This window comes from Salsipaludibacter albus (assembly GCF_019798055.1).
GTDB lineage: Bacteria > Actinomycetota > Nitriliruptoria > Nitriliruptorales > Nitriliruptoraceae > Salsipaludibacter > Salsipaludibacter albus.
The window spans coordinates 1-22572 of sequence record NZ_JAHOPH010000033.1; the positions used below are offsets into that span (position 1 = coordinate 1).

The following is a 22572-nucleotide window of genomic DNA, read 5'->3' on the forward strand; positions in this document are numbered from 1 at the left end:
GCCCAGCCCGACCCCGTCGCCCACGCCGACGGCCGCCGGCACCACCGGCACCACCGAGCCCGCCAGGACCGGCTGACTCAGCGGTCCCGCAGGTCGACGGCCTCGCCCGACCTCGCCGGCCCGTCGAGCAGGCCCCACAGCTGCGCCGCGACGTCGTCGGGATCACGCAGGTCGCCGGCCTCGTGGAGGTCGCGGAACTTGTCGACCCGGGGGAAGTCGCGGGCGTCGGTGGCGCGGATCACCTCCTGCATCGACGTGGCCACGACCCCCGGTGCCACCGCGAGGACCTCGAGCCCACCCCGCAGGCGCTGCTCCTCGGCCACCGTCGCCACCCAGTGCTCGACGGCTGCCTTGGCGGGCCCGTAGGCCGACCACCCGGCATAGACCGACGAGGCGGCACCGGAGGTCACCTGGACCAGTTGCCGGCGCCCGGGTCGTGACCCCAGCGCGGCGAGCGCCGCCGCCCCCACCACCACCGCGGCGCGCACGTCCAGGTCGAACGCGCGGGCATAGTCACCGGGGTCCACCTCGGCGGCGAACCCGATGGGCTCGACGGTCGCGGCAGCGTGCAGGACGACGACACGGTCGACCGGCCGGTCCGGTGGCGCGACGACGTCGAGTGCGTCGTGGACGGCGGTCCGGGCTCGGTCCACGTCGAGCAGGTCGGCCCGCACGTGGGTCGTCCCGGCCGGACCTGGCCCACGCTGCACGGTGGCGACCGGCCCACGTTCGAGCCCGGCGCGCGCCACCGCCGCACCGATGCCGCTCGAGCCGCCCGTGACGACGGTCGCGGTGGTGGGTTCGGCCATGGATCCTCCCGGTGACGAGGTGTCGGTGGCCACCATGATGCCACCCCGCCGCCCCGACCCCCGCAGTGCCCGGGGGACCTACGATGGACGACCCCGGGCTGTGAGGATCCCTTGGGAACCGTCCTGCGACTGCTGGCCGCCGCGATCGCGATCGTGGCACTGGTCGTGGGCGCCGTCGCCGTCGCGGGCTGGGGCATGCAGACGGCGGACCGTGCCCGTGCGGCAGCCACGGCACCTGCCCTCGCGGCCGGGTCGTCCAAGGTCCCCGCGGGGGATGGCTGGACCGCCTGGGGTGCCCGGTCCGACGGCTCGCCGCTGCGGTGGGACCCGTGCCGGACGATCGCCTGGGTGGTCCGTCCGGATGACCCGGACTGGCTGGTCGAGCTCGCCGATCGCGCCCTGGCACAGGTCGGGGCGGCCGCCGGCGTCGACTTCACCTACGTCGGCCGGCGCGACGTCGGCGTCGGGCCGGCCCAGCGGACCGCGGACGGCCCGGACTGGACCCCCGTCGTGGTGACCATGACCTCGCCCGACGAGGTCGACTGGCTGACCGACGACGATCGCGCGTTGGCGGTGCCGGTCGTCGTCAACGGCGTGTTCGTCACCGGGCAGATCCTGCTCGACCGCGATGCCGACCTCGCGACCGACTTCGCCACGCGGGACGGCTCGTGGGGCGCGACGCTGCTGCACGAGGCCAGCCACCTGGTCGGGCTCGACCACGTCGAGGATCCTGCCCAGCTGCTGTACCCGTATCCCCAGCCGGGGCCGGCGGCACTCGGCGACGGGGACCTGCGGGGCCTGCGGGCGCTGGCGAGCGACGGCTCGTGCCTGGATCCCGGACCGGTGGCCGACCTGGGGGTCGAGACCCCGAGCCGCCGATGACCCGCCGCCTGCCCATGTTCCCGCTCGGGCGCCCGCTCCTGCCCGGGGTGGGGCTCCCCCTGCAGGTCTTCGAACCGCGCTACCTCGCGATGATGGACGACGTGCTGGACGAGGAGTCCGACGAGTCCGGACACTTCGGGGTGGTGCTGATCACCCGGGGGCACGAGGTCGGGGGTGGGGACCTCCGGTCCGACGTGGGCACCGACGCCCGCGTGGTCAGCCACGAGGTGCGCGAGGACGGCCGCCACCTCGTGCTGGCGGTGGGGGGTGGGAGACTGCGCGTCCGGCGCTGGCTGCGTGACGACCCGTACCCCGTCGCGGAGGTGGACGCGTGGCCGGACGATCCCGATCCACCGTCCGGCACGGCCGGTGAACCGGGACCGGCGCCGGACCTGCAGTCGCGGATGGATGCCCTGGTCGCCCTGGTCGGTGAGCACGTCCCCGTCGACGAACGCGCACGGCTGGTCGACGCCGCCCGCCTGCCCGACGATCCCGACGCGGCCGCCTGGCAGGCAGCGGTCGTCGCCGACCTCGGCCCGCTGGACGCCCAACGCCTGCTGGAGGCCCCGGGCCGGATCGAGCGGCTCGCGCTGCTGGACCGGCTGCTCGACGAGCGCCTGGAGGTCCTGGCCTTCACCCTCGGACGGTCCGGGACCTGACGTCGGGACGTACCCTGCCGCCATGGGCACCACTCCCGCCACGACGACGATCCGGTCGGCCACCGCGGCCGACCACGACGCGATCGCCGACCTGCTGGCCCGTGGCTACGACGGGTTCGACCCGACCACCCCGTACTTCTCCTACGTGACCTCGCCGAGCCAGTGGGTCCCCGACGCCACCCGCGTGTTCGTGGCGGCCGACGTCGACGACGTGCCGCGTGGGGTCGTCGCCTTCGCCCTGGCGGGCACGCCGCTGCACGAGCCGCTCGTGCCACCGATGGGGGACGCGAGCTTCCGGTTCCTGGCAGTCGACCCGAACGCCCGCGGACGTGGGATCGGGCGTGACCTGGTCGGCGCCTGCCTCGAGGAGGCGCGCGCCAACGGGTGCCGTCGCGTCGGCATCTTCACCATGGAGTTCATGACGGCCGCACAGCAGCTGTACCCACGACTGGGCTTTCGTCGTCGTCCCGACCTCGACGTGCGCTTCCCGGGCGGGTACGGACGTGCCCTGGTGCGCGACCTGGCCGCCGACGCCGACGACCACTTCGCGCCGCCCGGGCCCGTGCCGGCCGAGCCCCAGTGGTACGAAGACGTGTTCGACCTCGACGCACGTCGGGACTCCCCGGCCTGAGCCGGCCCCCGACCACCGACCCCGACCCGAGGCCATGCCATGTGTGGACGCTACGTCGCCGTGTCGACGCCCGAACAGTTCGCCGAGGCCTTCGCCGTGGACGAGGTGCGCACGACCGACCAGGGCCGCCGCTACAACGTCGCCCCGACCCTGGACGTCTACGCCGTCGTGGACAAGGAGGGCGAACGCCGCCTGGGAACCATGCGCTGGCAGTTCGTGCCGCACTGGTCGAAGTCGCTGAAGGGACCGATCAACGCCCGGGTCGAGACCATCGACTCCAACGGGATGTTCGCCGCGTCGTTCCGTGTGCGGCGCTGCATCATCCCGGCGGACGGCTTCTACGAGTGGCAGGTGCGCGAGGGGTCGGACCGCAAGCAGCCGTGGTTCATCCACGACCCGGAGGATCGACCACTGGGCTTCGCCGGCATCTGGTCGGTGTGGCGTGACCGCGACGACCCGGACGCCGACTGGATCGCCAACTGCGCGATCGTGACGACGGCCGCGCGGGGACGCATGGAGGAGCTGCACGACCGGATGCCCGTGGTGCTGCCGAGCACGTTGCAGGCGGACTGGCTGTCGGCGTCGGCCGACGACGCCCCCCACCTGCTGCGTGCGGTCGAGTCGATGGACCCACCCGCCCTGCGGGCGCACACGGTCACCGACCGGGTCAACAACGTGCGCAACGACGCCCCCGACCTGGTCGACGAGGCCGCACCCCTCGACGCCGGCTGAGCGGCCCGGGGCGCAGGGATGCAGATCGCCGGCTACGTGCCGCGGACGTACACGTGGACTGGCCGCACCGGATGGGGGTCGCCATGGCGCTCGTCCAGCACCCCGGACTCGAACAGGGGCATCATGCGTTCCATCGCAGCCTGGCCACGGGCCCCCGGCGACTCCCACAGCGACACCATCGTGGCCCGACCGTCCCCGTCGTCCCATGACAGTGCGGCAAGAAGACCGTCGGGCGGATCGTCCAGCAGCCGGCTGGCGTCCATCACCTCGTCGAGCGCGTCGCGATCGGTCGTGACCTTGTCCATGAACATGGCGCCATCCCCTGTGTCGGCTCGTTCAACAATAATGATCCATCTCTGCTCGGGTGGCGGAGAACGACTCGGCCACCTGCCGCCCCGGACGAGCGCCGAACCGAGCCGACGGAGTGTCGGCTGCCAGCAGGCCGAGCGTGAGGTCTCGTCGGCGATCCAGGCTGGGCTGCTCCCCTCGACGATCGAACAGAAGACGCAGTCACGCCGCCCCACACGTTCCTCCGACGCGGTGGTGGAGATCCGGCCTGGCTGCCGTGGCCAGGGTTCGGGCATGCGCGATCGAACACGCGGGGCCCTGGGACGAACATGCTCCCCAGAAGTCCCGGCTGCCATCGAGGTCGGGGCGTAGGGTCGACGTCAGCAGACACTTGGGACCACCTGGGTGGCACGAGCCGACACGAGCCGTCTCGGCGGGTTCTCGTCGGAGCGGTCAGGTCCGCCTCGTGGCCCGTGGCGGCGCGGCCGACCACACGAACGGCAACGAGGCCGCCTCTTCACCTGGACGTTTCGCCGGCGGCCCATGGCCGGCTCACGGCGCTGACATCCCTGACAGTTCGCCGTCCGGGACGCCGCCTCGTCCGGCCCGGCCACCAAGACCAGGCGCTCGGCACGACGGAGGCGGGACATGGAATGTCGGCTGGACCTCCTCGAGTTCGACGTCGCGGGCACTGCTGGCTGGTACTCGTCGATCGTGGGAGTGCTCGCGGGGTTCGCCCTGTTGGCCATCCTCATCCCCCTGGACCACGAGGCCGCACGCGACGACGAACGCAGTGCGGACACCGTGGTCATCATGACCTGCGCCTTCTTCTCGTTGCTGCTCCTCAGCTTCAGCTACGCCATCCTCGCGGGCCGGGTCGGCGACACCGAGCGAGGCCAGGCCGTGCACGAGCAACTCCTCCTCGGGGTCGCCGTCGGGCTGTCGAGCCTGCTGCTGATGTTCGCACTGAACACCCTGCTTGCCACCTACGGCGCCAACCGACGCGCATTCCTCCCGGCACGACGCATCATCGTCGTCGCCACGTCGCTGATCGGCCCCGCGGTCGTGATTGCCGTCCAGTTCAGCAACGCCCTCGACATCGAGCGCGTCCGGATCGGCTCGGATCCAACCGTGGCCTGCGGCCTGGGAGGGCTACCCAACGGCGTCTGGATCAACCTGGCGATCACCACCGCGGGGCTGATCGCCGTGGTCGTCACGGCACTCCTGCGTCGGCGCATCCCGCGCAACTCCCGTGCGGCATCCCGGATCGCCGTGGCGGTCCTCCTCTACACCACCCTGGTCGTCGTCTGGACGTCCATCGGCGCCCCCCTGCTCCCGCCCGAGGTCTTGACCAACGCGGTCTTCGAGCACGTCGCCCTGGCCATCACCGCACTCGCGGCCGTCGGCGTCGCGATCACCTCGTGGTCCGGGCGATGACCCCCCACCTGGCCGAGCGATCGCCGGGGCGAAGGGCCCGACATCCGGGGACCAACGGACCTCGCAGCGACCTGCACCAGGGGGGACGGTGGCAGGACACACCCGGAGGCACCATCATGGCCACCCACCTCCCGAGTCCTCGTTCCGCCCCCGCGCTCCCCTCGTCCACACGCCCCACGGCTGGCTCGGTCCTGGTCGCCGCCATGCTCTTCCAGGGTGTGACCGCAACGGCAGGCGGCACGATGTTGGCCGCAGGCTCGCTGCCTGCCATCAGTGTCCCGGGGACGATCACCCCGCCCGACGCATTCCTGGACGGCCTGCCGTTCGACACCTGGCTCATCCCGGGCCTGGTCCTGGGCATCGGCCTCGGTGTCTCGGCCCTGGTGATCAGCTGGGGCCTGGTCCGTCGACCAGCCTGGCAGTGGCTGTCGCCTCTCGAGCGCCGCACCGGCCAGCATTGGTCGTGGGCCGCCTCGATCGTCCTCGGCGCCGGTCTCCTGCTGTGGATCATGGTCCAGGTCACCCTGATCCCGCTGTCCTGGCTCCAACTCGCATACGGCGGCCTTGGGGCCTCGATCCTGGTGCTCGCCACCCGCCCGAGCGTTCGCACCTGGTTGGCACCGCGCGACTGAGCAGGCCGTGGAACGGGACCGGGCGACCGGGGGTGCGACATGGGCGGACGGATCGTGGTCGGGATCGACGGGTCGGGCACCTCCGTCGACGCCCTGCGCCGGGCCCTGGACGCGGCCCGGTGCGCCGATGCGTTGCTCCAGATCGTGCATGCCTACCCCTGGCCACCAACAGGCGTCGCGTCCCTCCACGAGACGTGGCGACGGCATCGAACGCGTGAACAGGCGCACCACGAGGCACTGGACGTCATCGAGGAAGCCCTCGGCGACATGGTGGTCGACGTGGACGTCGACCGCATCGCATGCGCGGGCGACGCGGACGCGCAGCTTCTCCGCGTCGCCCGGGGAGCGGACCTGCTGGTGGTCGGCTCACATGGCCGTGGCGAGGTCGCCGGACTGCTCCTCGGGTCGACCAGTCTGCACGTGGTCAGCCATGCTCCCTGCCCGGTCCTGGTCGTCCCACCCGGATCCACCAGGGGGGCGGACCGGTCGGACACTGCGCCGTAGGACCCCGGTGGGACTGTCTCGCCAGCTCGCGCTACCCCGCGGCGACGTGCCTCGTGACATCAGCAGCGGCAGCACGGCCCGACGCCACGCACGGGCTGACCCCGATGCCGTCGTAGGCCGCTCCCGCCAGCAACAGGCCGGCCGGGAGGTTGTGGCGGACCCGGTCGATGCGGGCGAGGTGGCCGACCTCGTACTGCGGCAGGGCGTGGGGCCAACGTTGCACGACCGCGTCGGTGGCCGACGACGACAGCCCGGTCAGGTCGCGCACCTCGGCATCGACCGCGTCGGCCAACTCGTCGTCGTCGAGCTCGGCGAAGCGCTGGTCGTCGATCCGTCCGACGCTGGCCCGCAGGACCGCGCCCCGGTCGGCCAGGTGGGGCCACTTGCGGGCCAGCCACGTGGCTGCCTTGACCAGCCGACCTTCCCGGCGCGGCACGAGGATCCCGGACGCCGCCGGCAGGTCGTCGACGTCGGCGTCGCCGTAGTGCAGGGCGACCACGGCCACCGACGCATGCTCGACCAGTCCCAGCTCCGCCGCGCTGCCAGGTGCGACCCCGGCCAGCAGTCGGGCCGTGACGTGGGCGGGGGTCGCGAACACGACCGCGGCGGCCCGCAGGGACTGCTCTCCCCCGACGCCGTCGACCGCGACCTCCCAGCCGCCCGGGTCCCCGGTCACGCCGGTGACGGCACTGTGGGTGCGCACGACGTCGCCGAGCCGACCCGCCAGCGTCGACGGCAGGGACGCCATCAGTCCACGCGGCGTGGCGAACACGGGCCCGGCGTCACCCCGTCGCGACAGCGCGTGCTGCAGGGCGTGGGCCAGCGACCGGCCACGGCGGTCGGCGGCGGCGACCAGCGGCGTCGTCGCCTCGACCGACAGGCGGTCCGGACGGCCGGCGTAGATCCCACCCAGCATCGGCTCGACCAGCCGATCCACCACCTCCTGGCCGTACCGGGCCGCCACGACGTCGGCGACCGACCGGTCGTCGGGGTCGTGGGGGGCACGTGGCCAGACGGCCTCCAGGGCCGCCCGGGCGAGGCCCGCGGGCGACAGCACCCCGGCCCGCGCGAGTCCGACCAGGTCGGTCGGGACGCCGAACGGCGCGGCCGGCGGCAGGGCACGCAGGCGACCGTCGACCAGCAGCTGGACGGTGCCCGTGGTCGGGTGGACGACGTCGAGGCCGAGCCGGCGGGCGAGGTCGACCCCCGCACCGTGTCGGGCCACCAGCGAGTCCGCGCCCACGTCGAGGGGGCGACCACCCAGCTCGCGCGCGTGGACCTTCCCCCCGACGTGGTCGGCCGACTCGAGCAGGACCACGTCGACCCCGGCTCCCACCAGGTCGTGGGCCGCGGCCAGCCCGGCGATGCCTCCGCCGACGACGACCACGTCGACCGACTCGGCCCGGCGACCGGGGTCCGGACCGGCATCGGCGGGGGCGGTCATCGGCCCGTGGCGGCGTGGACGTGGTCGACGAGGTCGGCGAGGACACCGGGGTCGCTGGACGGCAGGACGCCGTGGCCGAGGTTGAACACGTGGTCGGTCCGCGTCCCGACCCGACCCAACACGTCGTCCGCGGCGGCCAGTGCCGGGCCACGCCCAGCCACGACCGCGGTCGGGTCGACGTTGCCCTGCGTCGCGACGTCGGCCGGGATGCGCTCCCGGGCGACGTCCATCGGGACCCGCCAGTCCACGCCGACCACGTCGGCACCCGCCGCGGCCATCAGGCCGAGCAGTTCGCCCGTGCCCACGCCGAAGTGGATGCGGGGGACGTCGAGGTCGGCCAGGCCGGACAGGATGCGACGGCTGTGCGGCAGGACGTGGCGCCGGTAGTCGTCCGGGGACAGGCTGCCGGCCCACGAGTCGAACAGCTGCACGGCGCGGGCACCCGCCCCGACCTGGGCCCGCAGGTGGACCAGCACGAGGTCGGCCAGCCGGGTCATCAGGCCGTCCCACAGCACGGGGTCGGTGCGCATCAGGGACTTGGCGACCGCGTGGTTGCGGGTCGGACGCCCCTCCACCAGGTACGACGCCAGCGTGAACGGCGCACCGGCGAAGCCGATCAGCGGCACGTCGTCGTCCAGCTCGTCGACCAGCATCCGGATCGCGTCGAGCACGTAGGGGACGTCCTCGTCCGGCTCGAGCGGTCGCAGGCGGGCGAGGTCGTCGGCGCTGCGGATCGGGTCGTCCAGCACCGGACCGACCCCGGGACGGATCATGATCGGCACGCCGACTGCCTGGACGGGCGTGACGATGTCGGAGAACAGGATCGCGGCGTCGACGCCGTAGCGCCGGATGGGCTGGAGCGTGACCTCGACGGTCAGCTCGGGATCGTGCACGACCTCCTCGAAGTCGTGGCGCTCCCGCAGGGCGCGGTACTCGGCCAGGGCACGTCCGGCCTGGCGCATGAACCACACGGGCATGTGCGCGGGTTCGCCACCCCGGAGGGCGTCGAGGAACACGGACACGTTCTGGCCTCCCGGACGAAACGGCGCCACGGGGCGGGCGCCGGCGAGCATTGCATCGTACGGGGTGGGCCGGTCCGTCAGGACGGCCTGGAGGGTGTCGAAGGGAGTCGGACGTACGCCGGATTCTGTTGCCCGTGTCCGTGAGGACCCGGGTGGCGACCATCTGTCTGGGACGACGGTTGCCCGTCGCCTCGTGCGGCCCACCCGCAGGACCGGCGGGCCACCGTCACCTGCTGCTTGGCCTTGCTCCGGATGGGGCATGCCCAGCCGCGACGGTCACCCGCCGCGCTGGTGGTCTCTTGCACCACCGTTTCACCCTTGCCGCGGTGGACGTGCCACCGTGGCGGTCTGCTCTCTGTTGCGCTGTTCCGCGCATCGCTGCGCCTGGGAGTTACCCAGCATCCTGCCCAGTGGAGTCCGGACGTTCCTCGACCCGGGCGAACCCGGACCGCGGCCGCCTCACCGGCTCCCTTCGACCCGTCGAGTCTACGTCACGGGTGGACGGTGCGATCGTGGCGGTGCGGCGCAGGGGCCCGCCCGGTCGATCGGTGGGACCGGGCCCCCGTCCCGATCGGTAGCGTTCATGGCACCGACCCACCCACAACGGGAGCACACATGAGCCTTGACGGACGCCCACTCGTCGTGGTCGCCAACCGCCTCCCGGTCTCGAAGTCCGGCGACGCGTGGCGGCCCTCGGCCGGCGGCCTCGTGACGGCCCTGCGTCCCGTGGTGGAGCAGGTCGACGGTCACTGGGTCGGCTGGGACGGCGGTGACCCCAACGTGCCCAAGCGCGTCGACGGGTTCGCCGCCGACCTGCACCCGGTCGCCATGACCGCCGAGGAGGTCGACGACCACTACTACGGGTTCTCGAACCGGACCCTGTGGCCGCTGTTCCACGACCTGCTGGCCGAGCCGGTGTTCGACCGCGAGTGGTGGCGGACCTACGAACGCATGAACATCCGCTTCGCCGACGCGGCGGCCGCCGTCGAGGTCGACGACCCCGTCTACTGGGTCCACGACTACCACCTGCTGCTGGCCCCGGCGCTGCTGCGCGACCGCAAGCCCGACGCCACCATCGGCTTCTTCCTCCACATCCCGTTCCCACCCCCGGAACTGATGGGCCGGCTGCCCTGGAACGACGAGCTGCTGGACGGGCTGCTGGGTGCGGACGCGATCGGGTTCCACACCGAGTGGTACCGCGAGAACTTCGTCCGCTCGGTGCGGCGCAGTCGTCGCGACGTCACGGTCTCCGGCGACATGGTCCACCTGCCCGACGGACGCTCCGTGCGCACGGCCGCCCACCCGATCTCGATCGACGTCGACGAGTTCTCGGCGCTGGCCGTCGCCGACGAGACCGAGCAGGAACTGGCCGAGCTGCGTGAACAGTTCGCCAACCGCAAGGTGATGCTGGGCGTGGACCGGCTGGACTACACCAAGGGCATCCGCCACCGCCTGCAGGCCATCGAGCGCCTGTTGACCGACCGGCCGGAGCTGCGCACCAGCTTCGCGTTCATCCAGATCGCCGTGCCGTCCCGCGACGACGTCGAGGAGTACCGCGACCTGCGCGAGCAGGTCGAGTACATGGTCGGACACATCCACGGCCGCTTCACCGAGCCGGGCCACGACGTCCCGGTCCACTACCTGTACCGCAGCGTGCCCAAGACCCGGCTGGCCGCGTACTACCGGCTGGCCGACGTCATGGCGATCACCCCGCTCAAGGACGGGATGAACCTGGTCGCCAAGGAGTTCGTGACGGTGCAGGACGCCGCCCGGGACCGGCCCGACCAGGACGCCGGTGTGCTGCTGCTCAGCGAGTTCACCGGGGCCGCGCTGGAGTTCGTGGACGACGCCGTGATGTGCAACCCCTTCGACGTCCAGTCGCTGGCCGCCCGGATGGCCCAGAGCCTGACCTTCGACGCCGACGACCGCCGCTCGCGCATCGCCCGCATGGCCGCATCGGTCCGCGAGGGCGACGTCTTCGCCTGGGTCAACGAGGAGCTGGAGTCGGTCACGATGGCCGAGCGTGCCCGGGCCGAGGTGGGCCCGTGACCGAACACGACGACGTCGCACCGGCGGTCGCGCCCGAGGAGGTGGCAGCGGGGCTGCCGGCCGTGGAGGACGCCGCGGTCCTGCTGGACTTCGACGGGACCCTGTCGCACCTGGTCGACGACCCGGCATCGGCCGGTCCGGCGGACGGCGCGGCCGACGTCGTCGGGCGGCTGGCCGAGCGCACGCGGGTGGTCGTCGTGTCGGGTCGCCCGGTCGACGTGTTGCGTGGATTCCTGCCCGCCGACCTGCCCGTGACCTGGGCGGGCGGCCACGGGGCCGAGGTCGCCGAGGCGGACGGACCGATCGAGCCGGCGGCCGACCTCCAGGTGGTCCACGCCCGGCGCGACGCGGCGCAGGAGGCGCTGGAGGCCCTGCTGGCGGACGCCCCCGCGGGCTGGCACGTCGAGCTGAAGCCGACCGGGCTGGCGGTGCACAGCCGGCTGGTCGAGGATCCCTCGGCCCACGCCGACCGGGTCCGGGCGCTGCTGGACCACCACGCCGGCGACGACATGGAGGTGTCGACCGGCCACGACGTCGTCGAGCTGCGCCCGGCCGGGGTCGACAAGGGGGTCGCGGTGTCGCGACTGCTGGCCGACGACCACCGCGTCCCGGTCGCGATCGGCGACGACGTCACCGACGAGGACACCTTCGCCGTCGCGGTGGCCGGTGGCGGGACGGCGATCCTGGTCGCCACCACGCCACGTCGGTCCCACGCCACGATGCGGGTGGCCGATCCCGACGAGGTGGTCGCCCTGCTCGCGGCCTGGCTCGACCGGGACTGAGGCTGTCGCGCGGCTGCTCAGGCGTCGGCAGCCTCCGGGACGCGGCCACCGAGCTCGGCGGCCAGCGGCATCAGGATCACCGCCATCAGCACCGCGCCGACCATGACCAGGATCAGCACCTCGGGCTGGTCGGCGAAGCTGGTCGTCGCGATCAGCAGGGCGGCCGACACGTTGCGCTGGGCCGTGCCGAAGCCGGTCACCAGTCGCTGGCCCCGGGTCGACCCGCCCAGCAGGTACCCGGCGCCCAGGCACACCGCGATGAACAGCAGCACGGCCACGAAGGAGCCCGTGCCGAAGGCGTCGATCAACTGGGGCAGTCCGATGACCAGGCCCAGGACCAGCGCCAGGGCCACGGTCACCGTGGAGACCTGGTTGAGGTGGGGGGCGAGTTTCTTCGCATCGTCGTAGCGGGCTCGCACGACCAGGGCGATCGCCAGCGGCAGCAGCATCCCCAGGATCAGTGGCCGGGCGATGTCCCAGGCCGACACCTCCACGCCCTCGACGAGCGGGACCAGCACCAGTGGGACGTAGGCGACCGTGACCACCATCAGGAGCACCATCAGGCCGACCGAGTAGGGGACGTCGGCCTTGGCGAACTGGGCCAGCTTGGGCAGGAACGGCGCGCCGGCAGCACACCCCAGCAGGAGCAGGCCCAGCTTGAGCGGATCGTCCAGTCCCAGCAGCTCGGCGATCCCCCACGCGGCCAGCGGGGCGACCACGAAGTTGGCGACCAGCGCGAGCCCCACCAGGCGCAGGTCGGTGAGTGGCTGGACGACCTGCTGGACCGTCAGCGAGAGCCCCAGCGCCAGCATCGACGACAGCACGAACGTCAGCAGGGCGACGTTCGCGATCTCGGTCAGGACCTCGGACATGTGGCGCCCTGTCGCTCGATGGGTCGACGGCCGGGACGCTAGCACCCGCTCGCCACGTGACGGACCGGGTGCGCGAGGTGGCGCGTGACTAGCGTCACGTGACATGTCCTGGTCTTCCGGCCAACCCGTCCCCGAACCCCAAGGACCAGTGTTGAGCGTGGACACCCACCACGAAGCGCGGGGACTGGCGCGGGTCGTCCCGATGGTGGGATGGCTTCGGACCTACGACCGTTCGTGGCTGACCGGCGACCTGGTGGCCGGGCTGACCGTCTGGGCCCTCGTCGTCCCCGAGTCCATGGCCTACGCCGGCGTGGCCGGGGTCCCGGTCCAGTATGGGCTCTACGCCGTGATCCTGGCCGTGGTCGGCTACGCCGTCTTCGGGTCGTCCCCGCGGCTGTTCGTGGGTCCGTCGTCGACGGTCGCCGCGCTCTCGGCCGTGGTCGTCGGCTCGGTGGTCAGCGGGGGTGGGGACGACTTCGTCGCCCTGAGTGCGGCACTGGCCGTCCTGGTCGGGGTCCTGTACGTCCTGGCCGGGCTGCTGCGCCTCGGCTTCGTGGCCAACTTCTTCGCCAAGCCCGTGCTCGACGGGTTCATCGCGGGACTGGGCCTGTACATCGCCGTCGGACAGTTGCCCAAGCTGGTGGGCATCGAGTCACCGGACGGCAACACGGTGCTGAAGGCGGTCCGGACAGTCGCGGAGATCGGGGACTGGTCGGTCCTGGCCGCGGTCGTCGGGGTGGCCGCGCTCGTGCTGTTGTTCGGCCTGGAGCGGTTCGCGCCGCGGCTTCCGGGGGCGCTGCTGGTCGCCGCGGCCGGGATCGCCGTCACCGCCGTGTTCGGGCTGGCCGACGTGGATGGTGGTGGGGGCCTGGCCATCGTGGGCGAGGTCCCGACGGGCTTCTCACCGGTGTCGTGGGACGGCGTCACCCTGGACGCGGTGGTCGCGATGGTGCCCGGGGCCCTGGGCATCCTGGTCGTCGGCTTCGCGCAGTCGGTGGCGATCGCCAAGGCGTATGCCACCAAGTACCACGACCCGACCGACCCGAGCCAGGAGATGATTGGCTACGGCGCGGCCAACGTCGGCGCGGGCCTCCTCGGGGGGTTCACGGTCACCGGCAGCCTCTCCAAGAGCGCGGCCGCGGAGTCGGCGGGGGGGCGGACGCCGGTCGTGTCGTTGACCGTGGGCATCGCCACCCTGGCGACGGTGCTGTTCCTGGCCGGGGTGTTCGAACAGCTGCCCGAGCCGGTGCTGGCCGCGATCGTCATCGTGGCGGTGTGGGGGATGATCGACTTCGCGCCGGTGGTGCGGCTGAGACGAGCCGGGACGGTGGACTTCTGGCTGGCGCTCGCGGCCTTCGCCGGCGTGGTGCTGGTCGGGATCCTGCCCGGCATCGTGGTCGGCGTCGTGCTGTCGCTGATGCTGTTCCAGCACCGGGTCGATCGTCCCCACGCGGCGGTCCTGGGACGGCGTCCCGACGGGCAGACCTGGGGTGACCTCGCCGAGCACGACGACTACCGACCCGAGGCGGGCGTGTTCGTCTACCGGTGGGACGCCCCGCTGATCTTCGCCAACGCCGACCACTTCGGCCACGACCTCGCGATGCGCCTGCACGACCGGGACGAGTCGACCCGCGCGGTCGTCGTCGACTGCGAGACCTGCTTCGACATCGACACCACGGGATCGGCCACCCTGGAGGAACTGCAGGCGACCCTGGCCGACGACGGCATCGCCCTCCACCTCGCACACCTGCACGGGGAGGTCCGGGACGCCCTGGTCCGCGACGGCACGCTGGCGATGATCGGTCCCGACCACGTCCACGACACGGTCCGTGGCGCGGTCGACGCTGCGCTGGCCGGCCAGGCCACGGACCGACACGGCGACCAACGATCCACCACGGGAGATCCGGAGTGAAGCGCCTGTCCCGACCACCCCGCCCCACCGGGCTGGCCCGCCACCTCCCGGCCATCGACGCCACGCGCACCTACCGCCGCGCGTTCCTGCGGCCCGACGTCCTGGCCGGGCTGACGGCATGGGCCATGGTCGTGCCGGAGGGGATCGGCTACGCGTCGATCGCCGGGATGCCGGCCGAGGCCGCGCTGTACGCGGCCGTGCTGGGCACCGCGGCCTACTTCCTGTTCGGCACGTCGCACGAGGTGACGGTGGGGCCCAGCTCAGCCCTGGCGATCATGTCGGCCGCCACGGTCGGCAGCCTCGGGCTGGGCGCGAACTCGGCGGACTGGATCGCTGCCACGAGCGCCCTGGCGATCATCGTCGGGATCATGGCCCTCGTGGCGGGCGTGCTCAAGCTCGGCACGATCAACAACTTCATCTCCAAGCCGGTCCTGGACGGCTTCGTCGCCGGACTGGCCCTCAACATCATCATCGGCCAGGTACCGAAGTTCCTCGGCTTCGGCATCGACGGCGACCTCAACTTCTTCCAGTCCGTGGCCGAGGTCGTCGCCAACATCGACCAGACCAGCATGATCACGTTCGCGATGGGCGCCGGTTCGTACCTGCTGCTGATGGTCCTGCACCGGATCTCCAAGAGGATCCCCGCCGCGCTGATCGCCGTGGCAGCCAGCGTGGTCGCGGTCGTGGTGTTCAACCTCGACGACCGTGGCATCGCGGTGATCGGCGAGATCCCGTCCGGGTTCCCCACCATCGACATCCCCAGCGTCGACCTGGGCATGGTCGGCCAACTGCTGCCGGGCGCGTTGGGGATGATGGTGGTGGCCTACGCCGAGACGCTGTCGGGCGGACGGACGTTCGCCGCTCGGCGCCAGTACCGCATCGACCCCGACCAGGAATTCATCGCGCTGGGCTGGTCCAACATCGCGGCGGGACTGTTCCAGGGATTCGCGGTCAACGGCAGCCTGTCACGCACCAAGCTCAAGTACGACGTCGGGGTGAAGACCCAGTACTCGACGCTGTTCACCGGCGTCGCCGTCGCGATCACCCTGGTCGCGCTCACCTGGTTCTTCGAACGCCTCGCCGAGGCGACCATCGCCGCGATCGTCATCCACGCCGTGTTCCCACTCGTCCGGCCCCGGCTGTGGCCGCAGCTGTGGCGCACCGCCCGGTTCGAGTTCTGGGCCGCCCTGTCGGCGGCGCTGGTGACGATGGTCCTGGGCGAGGTGCAGGGGCTGTTCTTCGGGGTGGTCGTCGCCGTGTTCATGGTCACGGCCCGCGCCGCCCAGGCACCCGTCGCCGAGCTGGGGCACTCGGCCGCCAGCGACGCCTGGGTCGAGCTCGGCACGGTCGACGACGCCGAACGGGTGCCCGGCGTGCTCATCCTCGACGCGGGAGCACCACCGTCGTTCGCCAACGCGGCGGGCTTCCACGACGCGATCGTCGAGGCCGTGTACGACGCCGACCCGTCACCCGACGTCGTGGTCCTGGACTTCGACGTCGTCACCTCGATCGACGTGACGACGGCCGCCAGCCTGGGACAGCTCATGGACGAGCTGTCAGCCCTCGACGTCGAACTGCACCTGGCCCGCGTCCGGCCCGAGGTGCTCGCAGAGCTGCGCGAACAGGAGCTCGCGACGGCGACCAGGGCCGGTCGCGTGCACGCGACCGTGCGTGACGCCGTCGACACCGCACGTGCACCGGCGGTGGGCGAGTAGGGTGCAGGATCGCCGACACCACATGACGCGTACCGCCCCTCCCCCGCCTCCTTCACTGTTCCCCGGGCGGACCGTCCCCATGACGACAGGATCCGTCGATGACGACGCCCAAGGACGCCACCCCCACCATCCGTGACCAGAACTCGGCCCTGCTCGAGCGCTGGCCGTTCGACGACCGCGACGACTTCGCCGCTGCCGACCGGGGATTCCTGGGCGCCCGGGAACCCGGCGTGGTCCACGACGCCGACGGCAACGTGGTGTGGGACAACGACACCTACGACTTCCTGGCCGACGACGACGCACCCGACACGGTCAACCCCAGCCTGTGGCGCCAGTCGGCGCTGGTCGCACGCCAGGGTCTCTACGAGGTGACCGAGGGCATCTACCAGGTCCGCGGCATGGACCTGTCCAACATCAGCTTCGTCGAGGGCGACACCGGCGTGATCGTCATCGACCCGCTGATCTCCAAGGAGACCGCCGCGGCCGCCCTGGAGCTGTACCGGGAGCACCGTGGGGACCGACCGGTGACCGGGGTCATCTACACGCACAGCCACATCGACCACTTCGGCGGGGTCCGCGGGGTCGTCGACCAGGCCGACGTGGACGCCGGCAGGGTCGCGATCCTGGCGCCGGAGGGGTTCGTCGAGGAGGCCGTCGCCGAGAACGTCTACGCCGGCACCGCCATGGCACGCCGGGCGGGCTACATGTACGGCGCAGTGCTGGACCGCGGCCCGGACGGCCAGGTCGGGGCCGGGCTGGGCCAGACCACCTCGCAGGGAGAGCCGACGCTGATCCCGCCGACCCTGGACATCACCCACACGGGCCAGGTCGAGACGGTCGACGGCGTCACGATGGAGTTCCAGATGGCCCCCGGCACCGAGGCGCCGGCGGAGATGCACTTCCTGTTCCCCGACCGCAACGCGTTGTGCATGGCCGAGAACGCCACGCACAACCTCCACAACCTGCTCACACTCCGGGGCGCCCTGGTGCGCGACCCGCACGTGTGGTCGATCTACCTGACCGAGGCGATCGACCTCTTCGCCGACCGGGCCGACGTGGTGTTCGCGTCGCACCACTGGCCGACCTGGGGTCGCGAGGAGCTGCGCGAGTTCCTGTCGATCCAGCGTGACCTGTACGCGTACCTCCACGACCAGACCCTGCGGATGCTCAACCGGGGGATGACCGGCTCCGAGATCGCGGAGGCCATCCAGCTGCCCCCGGCACTGGAGGCAGCCTGGAGCACGCACGGCTACTACGGGTCGGTCAGCCACAACGTCAAGGCCATCTACCAGCGCTACATGGGCTGGTACGACGGCAACCCGGCCAACCTGTGGTCCCACACACCCGCCGAGGCCGGCCGTCGCTACCTCGACTTCATGGGCGGCGCCGATGCCGTCGTGGACAAGGCCCGTGCGTCGTTCGACGAGGGCGACTTCCGCTGGGTGGCCGAGGTGGTCAACCACGTGATCCAGGTCGACCCCGACCACGCCGATGCCAGGGAGCTGCTCGCCGACACCTACGAACAGCTGGGCTACGGGTCCGAGAACGGCACGTGGCGAAGCGTGTACCTGTCCGCCGTGCACGAGCTCCGCCGGGGCAACTTCGGGACACCGACCACCACCGCCGCCCCCGACCTGTACGCGCAACTGAGCCCCACGCAACTGTTCGACGCCCTGGCGATCCAGGTCGACGCGCCGGCGTGCTGGGACGACCACCTCACCCTGGACGTCGAGCTGACCGATGGGGACACCTACCGCCTGACGCTGCGCAACGGCGTGCTGTCGTACTCGTCGGCGGCCCAGTCCGGCGATGCCGACATGAGGCTGACCCTGTCGCGCGCGGCCCTGCTGGGCGTGGCCACCGGGCAGGTCGGCCCGGACGGCTTCGCCGAGGCCGGTGTCGAGGTGGCTGGTGACGAGGCGGTGCTGGCGCGACTGCTGGCCGTGCTCCAGCCCGGTGACCCCGACTTCCCCGTCCTGACCCCCGCCGACGCCGGCTGAGCGGACCGATGACTCGCTCCGCTCCCGCGTCGTGACGGACGCCGCCGAGCCGGTCGCCGACAGCGGCCTGCGTGCCTGGTGGGGGCGCGTGAAGCCGCCACCGGGGGCGATGGGCCCGGCGGCCGGGGCCGGACTGCCCGGCGCCATCGGCGGCGTGCCCGACGGCATGGCCGCCGCGACGCTGGCCGGGGTGAACCCCATCCACGGGCTCTATGCCACCGCGGTCGGGCGGATCGCGGGTGGGCTGACCGCGAGCTCGCAGTTGATGGTGGTCACGACCACCAGTGCGGCGGCGCTGGCGGCCGGGTCGGCGCTGGCACCCGTGGCGTCCGAGGACCGCCTCGCGGCGCTGTTCCTGCTGACGATGCTCGCCGGTGCGGCGATGGTCGTCGCCGGCCTGGTCGGACTCGGGCGGTTCACCGGGTTCGTGTCACACTCGGTGATGATCGGCTTCCTGACCGGGGTCGCCGCCAACATCGTGCTCGGCCAGGTCCAGGTGGTCGCCGGCGTGGCCGACCCCGACGGCGGCTCGTCCCTGACACGGGCCTGGGACGTGGTGACCCATCCGGGCACCTGGGACCTGCCCACCATGCTGGTCGCCGGGCTGGCCTTCGCCCTGCTGCTGGGGCTTGCCCGGACCCGACTCGCACCGGCCGGCTCGGTCGTGGCACTCGTGGCCACCGCGGTGGCCGTGTGGCTGCTGGACGCCGGCGGCGTGGCCCTGGTTCGCGACGCGGGCGACATCCCGCAGGGCCTGCCACTGCCCGCCCTGCCGCAGTTGCGGCTGGTGTCGCTGGACCTGTTGGCCGGCGCGGCCGCCGTGGCCGTGATCGTGCTGGTCCAGAGCGCCGGCGTGGCCGAGTCGGCCCCGAACCCGGACGGGCGCCGGGCCGACGCCGACCGGGACTTCGCCGCCCAGGGAATCGCCAACCTCGTGGCCGGACTGTTCCGCGGGATGCCGGTCGGGGGCTCGGTTGGCCAGACCGCCATCAACGTGGCGTCGGGGGCCAGCAACCGATGGGCGGCGATCCTGTCCGGGGCATGGGTCCTGGTCGTGCTCGTGCTGCTGTCGGGCGTCGTCGGGGCGGTCCCGTCCGCGACCCTGGCGGCGGTACTGGTGGTGGCCTCCCTCGGTGGCATTCGGCCGACGACGATCGCCTCGGTGTGGCGGGCCGGGCCACAGTCACAGGTCGCGATGGTGACCACGTTCGTCGCCACCCTGTTCCTGCCGGTCGCCGCGGCGGTCGGGATCGGCGTGGCGCTGTCCCTGATCCTGCAGGTCAATCGCGAGTCGATGGACCTCCGGGTCGTCGAGCTGGTGGAGCTGGGCGACGGCCGCATCCGCGAGCAGGAACCGCCCGCGGTGCTTCCCGACGGATCGGTCACGACCCTGGACGTGCATGGCAGCCTGTTCTACGCCGGCGCCCGATCGCTGGAGTCGGTCCTGCCGGACCCGACCGGGGTGCACGAACCGGTCGTGGTGCTGCGCCTGCGTGGCCGCGCCTCGCTGGGGGCCACGGCCTTCACGGTGCTGTCGCACTACGCCGAGCGGCTGGCCGAGGCGGGCGGCAAGCTCTACGTCAGCGGCCTCGACCCCGACCTGGCGGCAGCGTTCCACCACGTCGTCGACCTCGACCTGGCCCAGCACATCGAGGTGTTCCCGGCCCGTCCCGTCCTGGGCGAGTCGACCCGGGCTGCGAAGGGCCATGCCCGGGCATGGCTGCTCGAACGCAGCCCCGAGCTGGACGTCGACGAGCCGAGGAGCCGACCCAGCCCGCTCGTGCGCGGCTGGAACTGGCTGCGTGACCGGGTACGGCCTCCCTCGCCCTGATCAGGCGGGCGTGCTCACTCGGCGAAGGCCTCGCGGAGGGCCTCTTCGTCCTCGACACTGAGGTTGGTGCGGATCAGTTCGGCGTGCGACAGGTCGACCTGCTCGTGGATGCGGTCCACGACCGCGTCCGACGACATCAGGAACAGGGCCGACGTGCCCTCGGTGACCGAGTCACGCACGCTGTCGATGAAGTCGTCATCGATCCCGAAGTCGGTGAGCGAGCCACTGAGCGCGCCCATCGCAGCCCCGAAGGCCATGCCGAACAGCGGGACGAAGAAGATCAGCCCGAACAGCATTCCCCAGAACGCTCCGCTGGCCGCACCGGCGCCGGCGGTCGAGAACGCCTGCTTGGTCTTGGGCTTCTTGGCGCCGTCGGGCCAGGTCACCACGGCGGCGTCGTGGACGGTGATCAGCTCCTGCTTCTGCAGCGAGCCGAGCTGTTCACGGACCTGCTCGGCCGCGCCGGCGTCGTCGAACTTCCAGACGGTGAGGGTTGCCATGGGTGATGTCCTCGTCGACTCGGGAACGGCGCCCGGGGATGGACGCGACCGTCGACGCTAGCGGGCCGGCGACATGCCCCTCAACCGTCCACTGGACGTCGACTCGGCCCTCCGGAGGACCATGGCCCCCTAGGGTGGGCGACATGGCCTCCTACGTCCTGTCCCTGATCGGCACCGACCGCACCGGCCTGGTCGCGGCGGTGGCCGACGTGGTGACGGACCACGGTGGGAACTGGGAACAGAGCCACCTGGGCGAGCTGGCCGGCGTGTTCGCCGGCGTCGTGCTGGTGACCGTCCCGGACGGCAACGCCGCCGCGTTCCGCACGGCCCTGGGCCCGTTGCGGGAGCTCGGCCTGCTGGACACCAGCCTGCACGAGGGTGAGGAGTCCGTCACCACGACCGGCCCGGAACTGGCCTTCGAACTGGTGGGCAACGACCGGCCCGGGATCGTGCACGACGTGTCGCGGCTGCTGAGCTCGCTGGACGTCAGCATCGCGGAGCTGCGGACCGAGACGTCGTCGGCCCCGATGGCCGGTGGGAACCTGTTCCACGCGGCCGCGGTCGTGCGCCTGCCCGACGGCCTGGAGGTCGACACGCTCGTCGAGCGGCTCGAGGGACTCGCCGACGAGATCATGGTCGACCTGACCCCGGCCGCGACCTGAGCGACGACCTGGCGACAACGGCCGTGGTGACCACGGGTTGCAGGACAGCCACGGCCACCAGGGCCCACCCCGAGCGCGCCAGGACCGCCCCGACGGGCCCTGCTGCGGTCCCAGCCAGGGCCATGGCGACCACGATGCCCGCACCGACGTTGAACACCACCGTCCGGACGCGTGACCAACGACCGAGTGCCGCGCGGACCGCCTCCCGGGCCGCGTCGCGACCCGCGACGAGCATCGGTGCCAAGTACACCAGTGTGGTGACGATCGCCTGGGCCAGCACCCCGACCAGCAGCCCGAGTCCGAGGGCTGGGAGGTTCGCCCAGGCCCCGACCAACACCACGACGGCGTCGGCCCAGGCCAGCAGCGGCAGCCACCGGCACACCGCCGCGACGCCACCCCGGGCCGAGGACATCGGCGCGGTCGATGCCGGGGCGGCTGCGACTGCTCGCACCACGCCACGACACGTCGCGGTCGCGACCCACGCGAACACGCCCAGGGCGACGCCGGCGAGCATGCGCAGGACATCCCCCGCCGACCCGACAGCACCGCTGCCGAGCAGGGCCAGCGCCGCGACCGTCACGGCGTGGCCAGCCACCGGAACCTGTCGGGCGGCCCGGGCGTCGGCGCCCGACTCGATGCGGGTCCGGGCCATGGTCGGCCCGAAGAACACGATCGTCGCGAGCAGGGTCAGGCCGGCCCAGCCCAGCAGGTTGACGTGGAGGTGGGCGATCCGGGCGGCGCCGTACCACCGACCGGCCAGCACCCCCGTGCCCATCAGCGCGCCCAGGATCGCGCCGTGCACGAACGCGCCGTGTGCACGCTCGTAGCAGCGCACGATCCACGCGAATCGCGCCCCCAGGGCCTGCTGGCGGCTCCGTCGGATCCGCCGATGGCCCACCAGCACCGCCGACGTGGCGACCGTTGCGCCGATGCCGACCACGACGGGCCGGGCGGCGACCATGCCGACCATGACGGTCGCCACACCGCTGTTGAACCCGACCAGCTGCGAGTACGGGGCCGCCCCGGCAGGCACGCGGGTCAGCGTCTCGGCGAAGTGCCGGCTGAAGCCCAGGACCAGGTTGCTGACCACCCCGAGCGTGAGCAGGTGCACGGCCAGCCAGCGCCCCCCGGGGAGTCGATCGCCACCGACGAGCCACACCAGCGCCAGGGCCGCAAAGACGAGCGCGGCCACCACCCACGGGACGACGT

The 22572-nt window shown here is 72.3% G+C and carries 21 protein-coding genes and 1 other RNA gene; 14 read left to right on the forward strand and 8 right to left on the reverse strand.

Annotation, left to right across the window (positions count from 1 at the left end; all coding sequences use genetic code 11):
- Positions 1–77: 77 nt before the first annotated feature.
- Positions 78–809 carry an SDR family NAD(P)-dependent oxidoreductase gene (locus KR546_RS15700; RefSeq protein ID WP_238445668.1) on the reverse strand — a complete coding sequence of 244 codons (732 nt, stop codon included), beginning with the start codon at positions 807–809 and terminating at the stop codon, positions 78–80.
- A gap of 111 nt (positions 810–920) precedes the next feature.
- Here KR546_RS15700 and KR546_RS15705 point away from each other — a divergent pair, with 111 nt between their 5' ends.
- From KR546_RS15705 to KR546_RS15720, 4 genes are read left to right on the forward strand one after another with little or no spacing between them, the layout of a single operon-like run.
- The gene (locus KR546_RS15705; protein WP_238445669.1) at positions 921–1691 is read left to right on the forward strand and encodes a zinc metalloprotease; all 771 of its coding nucleotides are present in this window, start codon (positions 921–923) and stop codon (positions 1689–1691) included.
- Positions 1688–2350, forward strand: coding sequence for an LON peptidase substrate-binding domain-containing protein (locus KR546_RS15710; RefSeq protein ID WP_238445670.1), 663 nt, complete (start codon positions 1688–1690; stop codon positions 2348–2350). The genes KR546_RS15705 and KR546_RS15710 overlap by 4 nt, the downstream gene beginning before the upstream one ends.
- 22 nt (positions 2351–2372) lie before the next feature.
- Positions 2373–2981, forward strand: coding sequence for a GNAT family N-acetyltransferase (locus tag KR546_RS15715; protein ID WP_238445671.1), 609 nt, complete (start codon positions 2373–2375; stop codon positions 2979–2981).
- Positions 2982–3020: 39 nt separating this feature from the next.
- On the forward strand, positions 3021–3713 hold the full coding sequence (locus KR546_RS15720; RefSeq protein ID WP_238445672.1) for an SOS response-associated peptidase: 693 nt from the start codon (positions 3021–3023) through the stop codon (positions 3711–3713).
- 32 nt (positions 3714–3745) lie between these two features.
- Here KR546_RS15720 and KR546_RS15725 read toward each other — a convergent pair whose 3' ends face one another.
- A complete protein-coding gene (locus KR546_RS15725; RefSeq protein WP_238445673.1) occupies positions 3746–4024 on the reverse strand; it encodes a hypothetical protein in 279 nt (92 codons plus the stop codon).
- 625 nt (positions 4025–4649) lie between these two features.
- Between KR546_RS15725 and KR546_RS15730 the strand changes: the two genes are divergently transcribed.
- From KR546_RS15730 to KR546_RS15740, 3 genes are all read left to right on the forward strand, one after another.
- The gene (locus tag KR546_RS15730; RefSeq protein WP_238445674.1) at positions 4650–5438 is read left to right on the forward strand and encodes a hypothetical protein; all 789 of its coding nucleotides are present in this window, start codon (positions 4650–4652) and stop codon (positions 5436–5438) included.
- Between the two features lie 203 nt (positions 5439–5641).
- Complete coding sequence (locus tag KR546_RS15735; RefSeq protein WP_238445675.1) at positions 5642–6070, forward strand: hypothetical protein; 429 nt, start codon at positions 5642–5644, stop codon at positions 6068–6070.
- 39 nt (positions 6071–6109) lie between these two features.
- Complete coding sequence (locus tag KR546_RS15740; RefSeq protein WP_238445676.1) at positions 6110–6574, forward strand: universal stress protein; 465 nt, start codon at positions 6110–6112, stop codon at positions 6572–6574.
- Positions 6575–6605: 31 nt separating this feature from the next.
- Here the strand turns inward: KR546_RS15740 and hemG are convergent, their stop codons facing one another.
- The 3 genes from hemG to rnpB form a co-directional block, all read right to left on the reverse strand.
- Positions 6606–8018, reverse strand: a complete 1413-nt coding sequence (gene hemG / locus KR546_RS15745) for a protoporphyrinogen oxidase (RefSeq protein WP_238445677.1) — start codon at positions 8016–8018, stop codon at positions 6606–6608.
- A complete protein-coding gene (hemE, locus tag KR546_RS15750) occupies positions 8015–9091 on the reverse strand; it encodes a uroporphyrinogen decarboxylase (RefSeq protein WP_274388200.1) in 1077 nt (358 codons plus the stop codon). Before hemE ends, hemG begins: the two co-directional genes overlap by 4 nt.
- A gap of 48 nt (positions 9092–9139) precedes the next feature.
- Positions 9140–9510: RNase P RNA component class A (gene rnpB, locus KR546_RS15755), an RNA gene on the reverse strand.
- Between the two features lie 145 nt (positions 9511–9655).
- Here rnpB and KR546_RS15760 point away from each other — a divergent pair.
- Both KR546_RS15760 and otsB read left to right on the forward strand, forming a co-directional pair.
- Positions 9656–11089 (forward strand): alpha,alpha-trehalose-phosphate synthase (UDP-forming), encoded by a 1434-nt coding sequence (locus KR546_RS15760; RefSeq protein ID WP_238445679.1) that lies wholly within the window; start codon positions 9656–9658, stop codon positions 11087–11089.
- Positions 11086–11871, forward strand: a complete 786-nt coding sequence (gene otsB, locus KR546_RS15765; protein WP_238445680.1) for a trehalose-phosphatase — start codon at positions 11086–11088, stop codon at positions 11869–11871. Before KR546_RS15760 ends, otsB begins: the two co-directional genes overlap by 4 nt.
- Positions 11872–11888: 17 nt before the next feature.
- Here otsB and KR546_RS15770 read toward each other — a convergent pair whose 3' ends face one another.
- Positions 11889–12743 (reverse strand): bile acid:sodium symporter family protein, encoded by an 855-nt coding sequence (locus tag KR546_RS15770; RefSeq protein ID WP_238445681.1) that lies wholly within the window; start codon positions 12741–12743, stop codon positions 11889–11891.
- 157 nt (positions 12744–12900) lie between these two features.
- Between KR546_RS15770 and KR546_RS15775 the strand changes: the two genes are divergently transcribed.
- The 4 genes from KR546_RS15775 to KR546_RS15790 all read left to right on the forward strand — a co-directional run bounded on the left by KR546_RS15775 (position 12901) and on the right by KR546_RS15790 (position 20201).
- Positions 12901–14655 carry a SulP family inorganic anion transporter gene (locus KR546_RS15775; RefSeq protein ID WP_238445702.1) on the forward strand — a complete coding sequence of 585 codons (1755 nt, stop codon included), beginning with the start codon at positions 12901–12903 and terminating at the stop codon, positions 14653–14655.
- Positions 14652–16370, forward strand: coding sequence for a SulP family inorganic anion transporter (locus KR546_RS15780; protein ID WP_238445682.1), 1719 nt, complete (start codon positions 14652–14654; stop codon positions 16368–16370). The genes KR546_RS15775 and KR546_RS15780 overlap by 4 nt, the downstream gene beginning before the upstream one ends.
- Before the next feature lie 98 nt (positions 16371–16468).
- Positions 16469–18370, forward strand: a complete 1902-nt coding sequence (locus KR546_RS15785) for an alkyl/aryl-sulfatase (RefSeq protein WP_238445683.1) — start codon at positions 16469–16471, stop codon at positions 18368–18370.
- An 88-nt stretch (positions 18371–18458) separates the two neighbouring features.
- Positions 18459–20201, forward strand: a complete 1743-nt coding sequence (locus tag KR546_RS15790) for a SulP family inorganic anion transporter (RefSeq protein ID WP_238445684.1) — start codon at positions 18459–18461, stop codon at positions 20199–20201.
- Between the two features lie 14 nt (positions 20202–20215).
- On the opposite strand, the gene KR546_RS15795 is transcribed toward KR546_RS15790, so the two are convergent.
- Complete coding sequence (locus tag KR546_RS15795) at positions 20216–20701, reverse strand: DUF1269 domain-containing protein (protein WP_238445685.1); 486 nt, start codon at positions 20699–20701, stop codon at positions 20216–20218.
- 143 nt (positions 20702–20844) lie between these two features.
- On the opposite strand from KR546_RS15795, the gene KR546_RS15800 reads away from it, so the two are divergent.
- On the forward strand, positions 20845–21363 hold the full coding sequence (locus KR546_RS15800) for a glycine cleavage system transcriptional repressor (protein WP_238445686.1): 519 nt from the start codon (positions 20845–20847) through the stop codon (positions 21361–21363).
- Here KR546_RS15800 and KR546_RS15805 read toward each other — a convergent pair.
- Positions 21332–22555, reverse strand: a complete 1224-nt coding sequence (locus KR546_RS15805) for a hypothetical protein (RefSeq protein ID WP_238445687.1) — start codon at positions 22553–22555, stop codon at positions 21332–21334. The two genes, KR546_RS15800 and KR546_RS15805, sit on opposite strands and share 32 nt — an antisense overlap.
- Positions 22556–22572 lie beyond the last annotated feature (17 nt).

Coding starts and splice junctions, on each gene's coding strand:
- KR546_RS15700 (WP_238445668.1), bottom strand. CDS start 809: ATGGCCGAACCCACCACCGCGACCGTCGTCACGGGCGGCTCGAGCGGC.
- KR546_RS15710 (WP_238445670.1), top strand. CDS start 1,688: ATGACCCGCCGCCTGCCCATGTTCCCGCTCGGGCGCCCGCTCCTGCCC.
- KR546_RS15715 (WP_238445671.1), top strand. CDS start 2,373: ATGGGCACCACTCCCGCCACGACGACGATCCGGTCGGCCACCGCGGCC.
- KR546_RS15720 (WP_238445672.1), top strand. CDS start 3,021: ATGTGTGGACGCTACGTCGCCGTGTCGACGCCCGAACAGTTCGCCGAG.
- KR546_RS15725 (WP_238445673.1), bottom strand. CDS start 4,024: ATGTTCATGGACAAGGTCACGACCGATCGCGACGCGCTCGACGAGGTG.
- KR546_RS15730 (WP_238445674.1), top strand. CDS start 4,650: ATGGAATGTCGGCTGGACCTCCTCGAGTTCGACGTCGCGGGCACTGCT.
- KR546_RS15735 (WP_238445675.1), top strand. CDS start 5,642: ATGCTCTTCCAGGGTGTGACCGCAACGGCAGGCGGCACGATGTTGGCC.
- KR546_RS15740 (WP_238445676.1), top strand. CDS start 6,110: ATGGGCGGACGGATCGTGGTCGGGATCGACGGGTCGGGCACCTCCGTC.
- hemG (WP_238445677.1), bottom strand. CDS start 8,018: ATGACCGCCCCCGCCGATGCCGGTCCGGACCCCGGTCGCCGGGCCGAG.
- hemE (WP_274388200.1), bottom strand. CDS start 9,091: ATGCTCGCCGGCGCCCGCCCCGTGGCGCCGTTTCGTCCGGGAGGCCAG.
- KR546_RS15760 (WP_238445679.1), top strand. CDS start 9,656: ATGAGCCTTGACGGACGCCCACTCGTCGTGGTCGCCAACCGCCTCCCG.
- KR546_RS15770 (WP_238445681.1), bottom strand. CDS start 12,743: ATGTCCGAGGTCCTGACCGAGATCGCGAACGTCGCCCTGCTGACGTTC.
- KR546_RS15785 (WP_238445683.1), top strand. CDS start 16,469: ATGACGACGCCCAAGGACGCCACCCCCACCATCCGTGACCAGAACTCG.
- KR546_RS15795 (WP_238445685.1), bottom strand. CDS start 20,701: ATGGCAACCCTCACCGTCTGGAAGTTCGACGACGCCGGCGCGGCCGAG.
- KR546_RS15800 (WP_238445686.1), top strand. CDS start 20,845: ATGGCCTCCTACGTCCTGTCCCTGATCGGCACCGACCGCACCGGCCTG.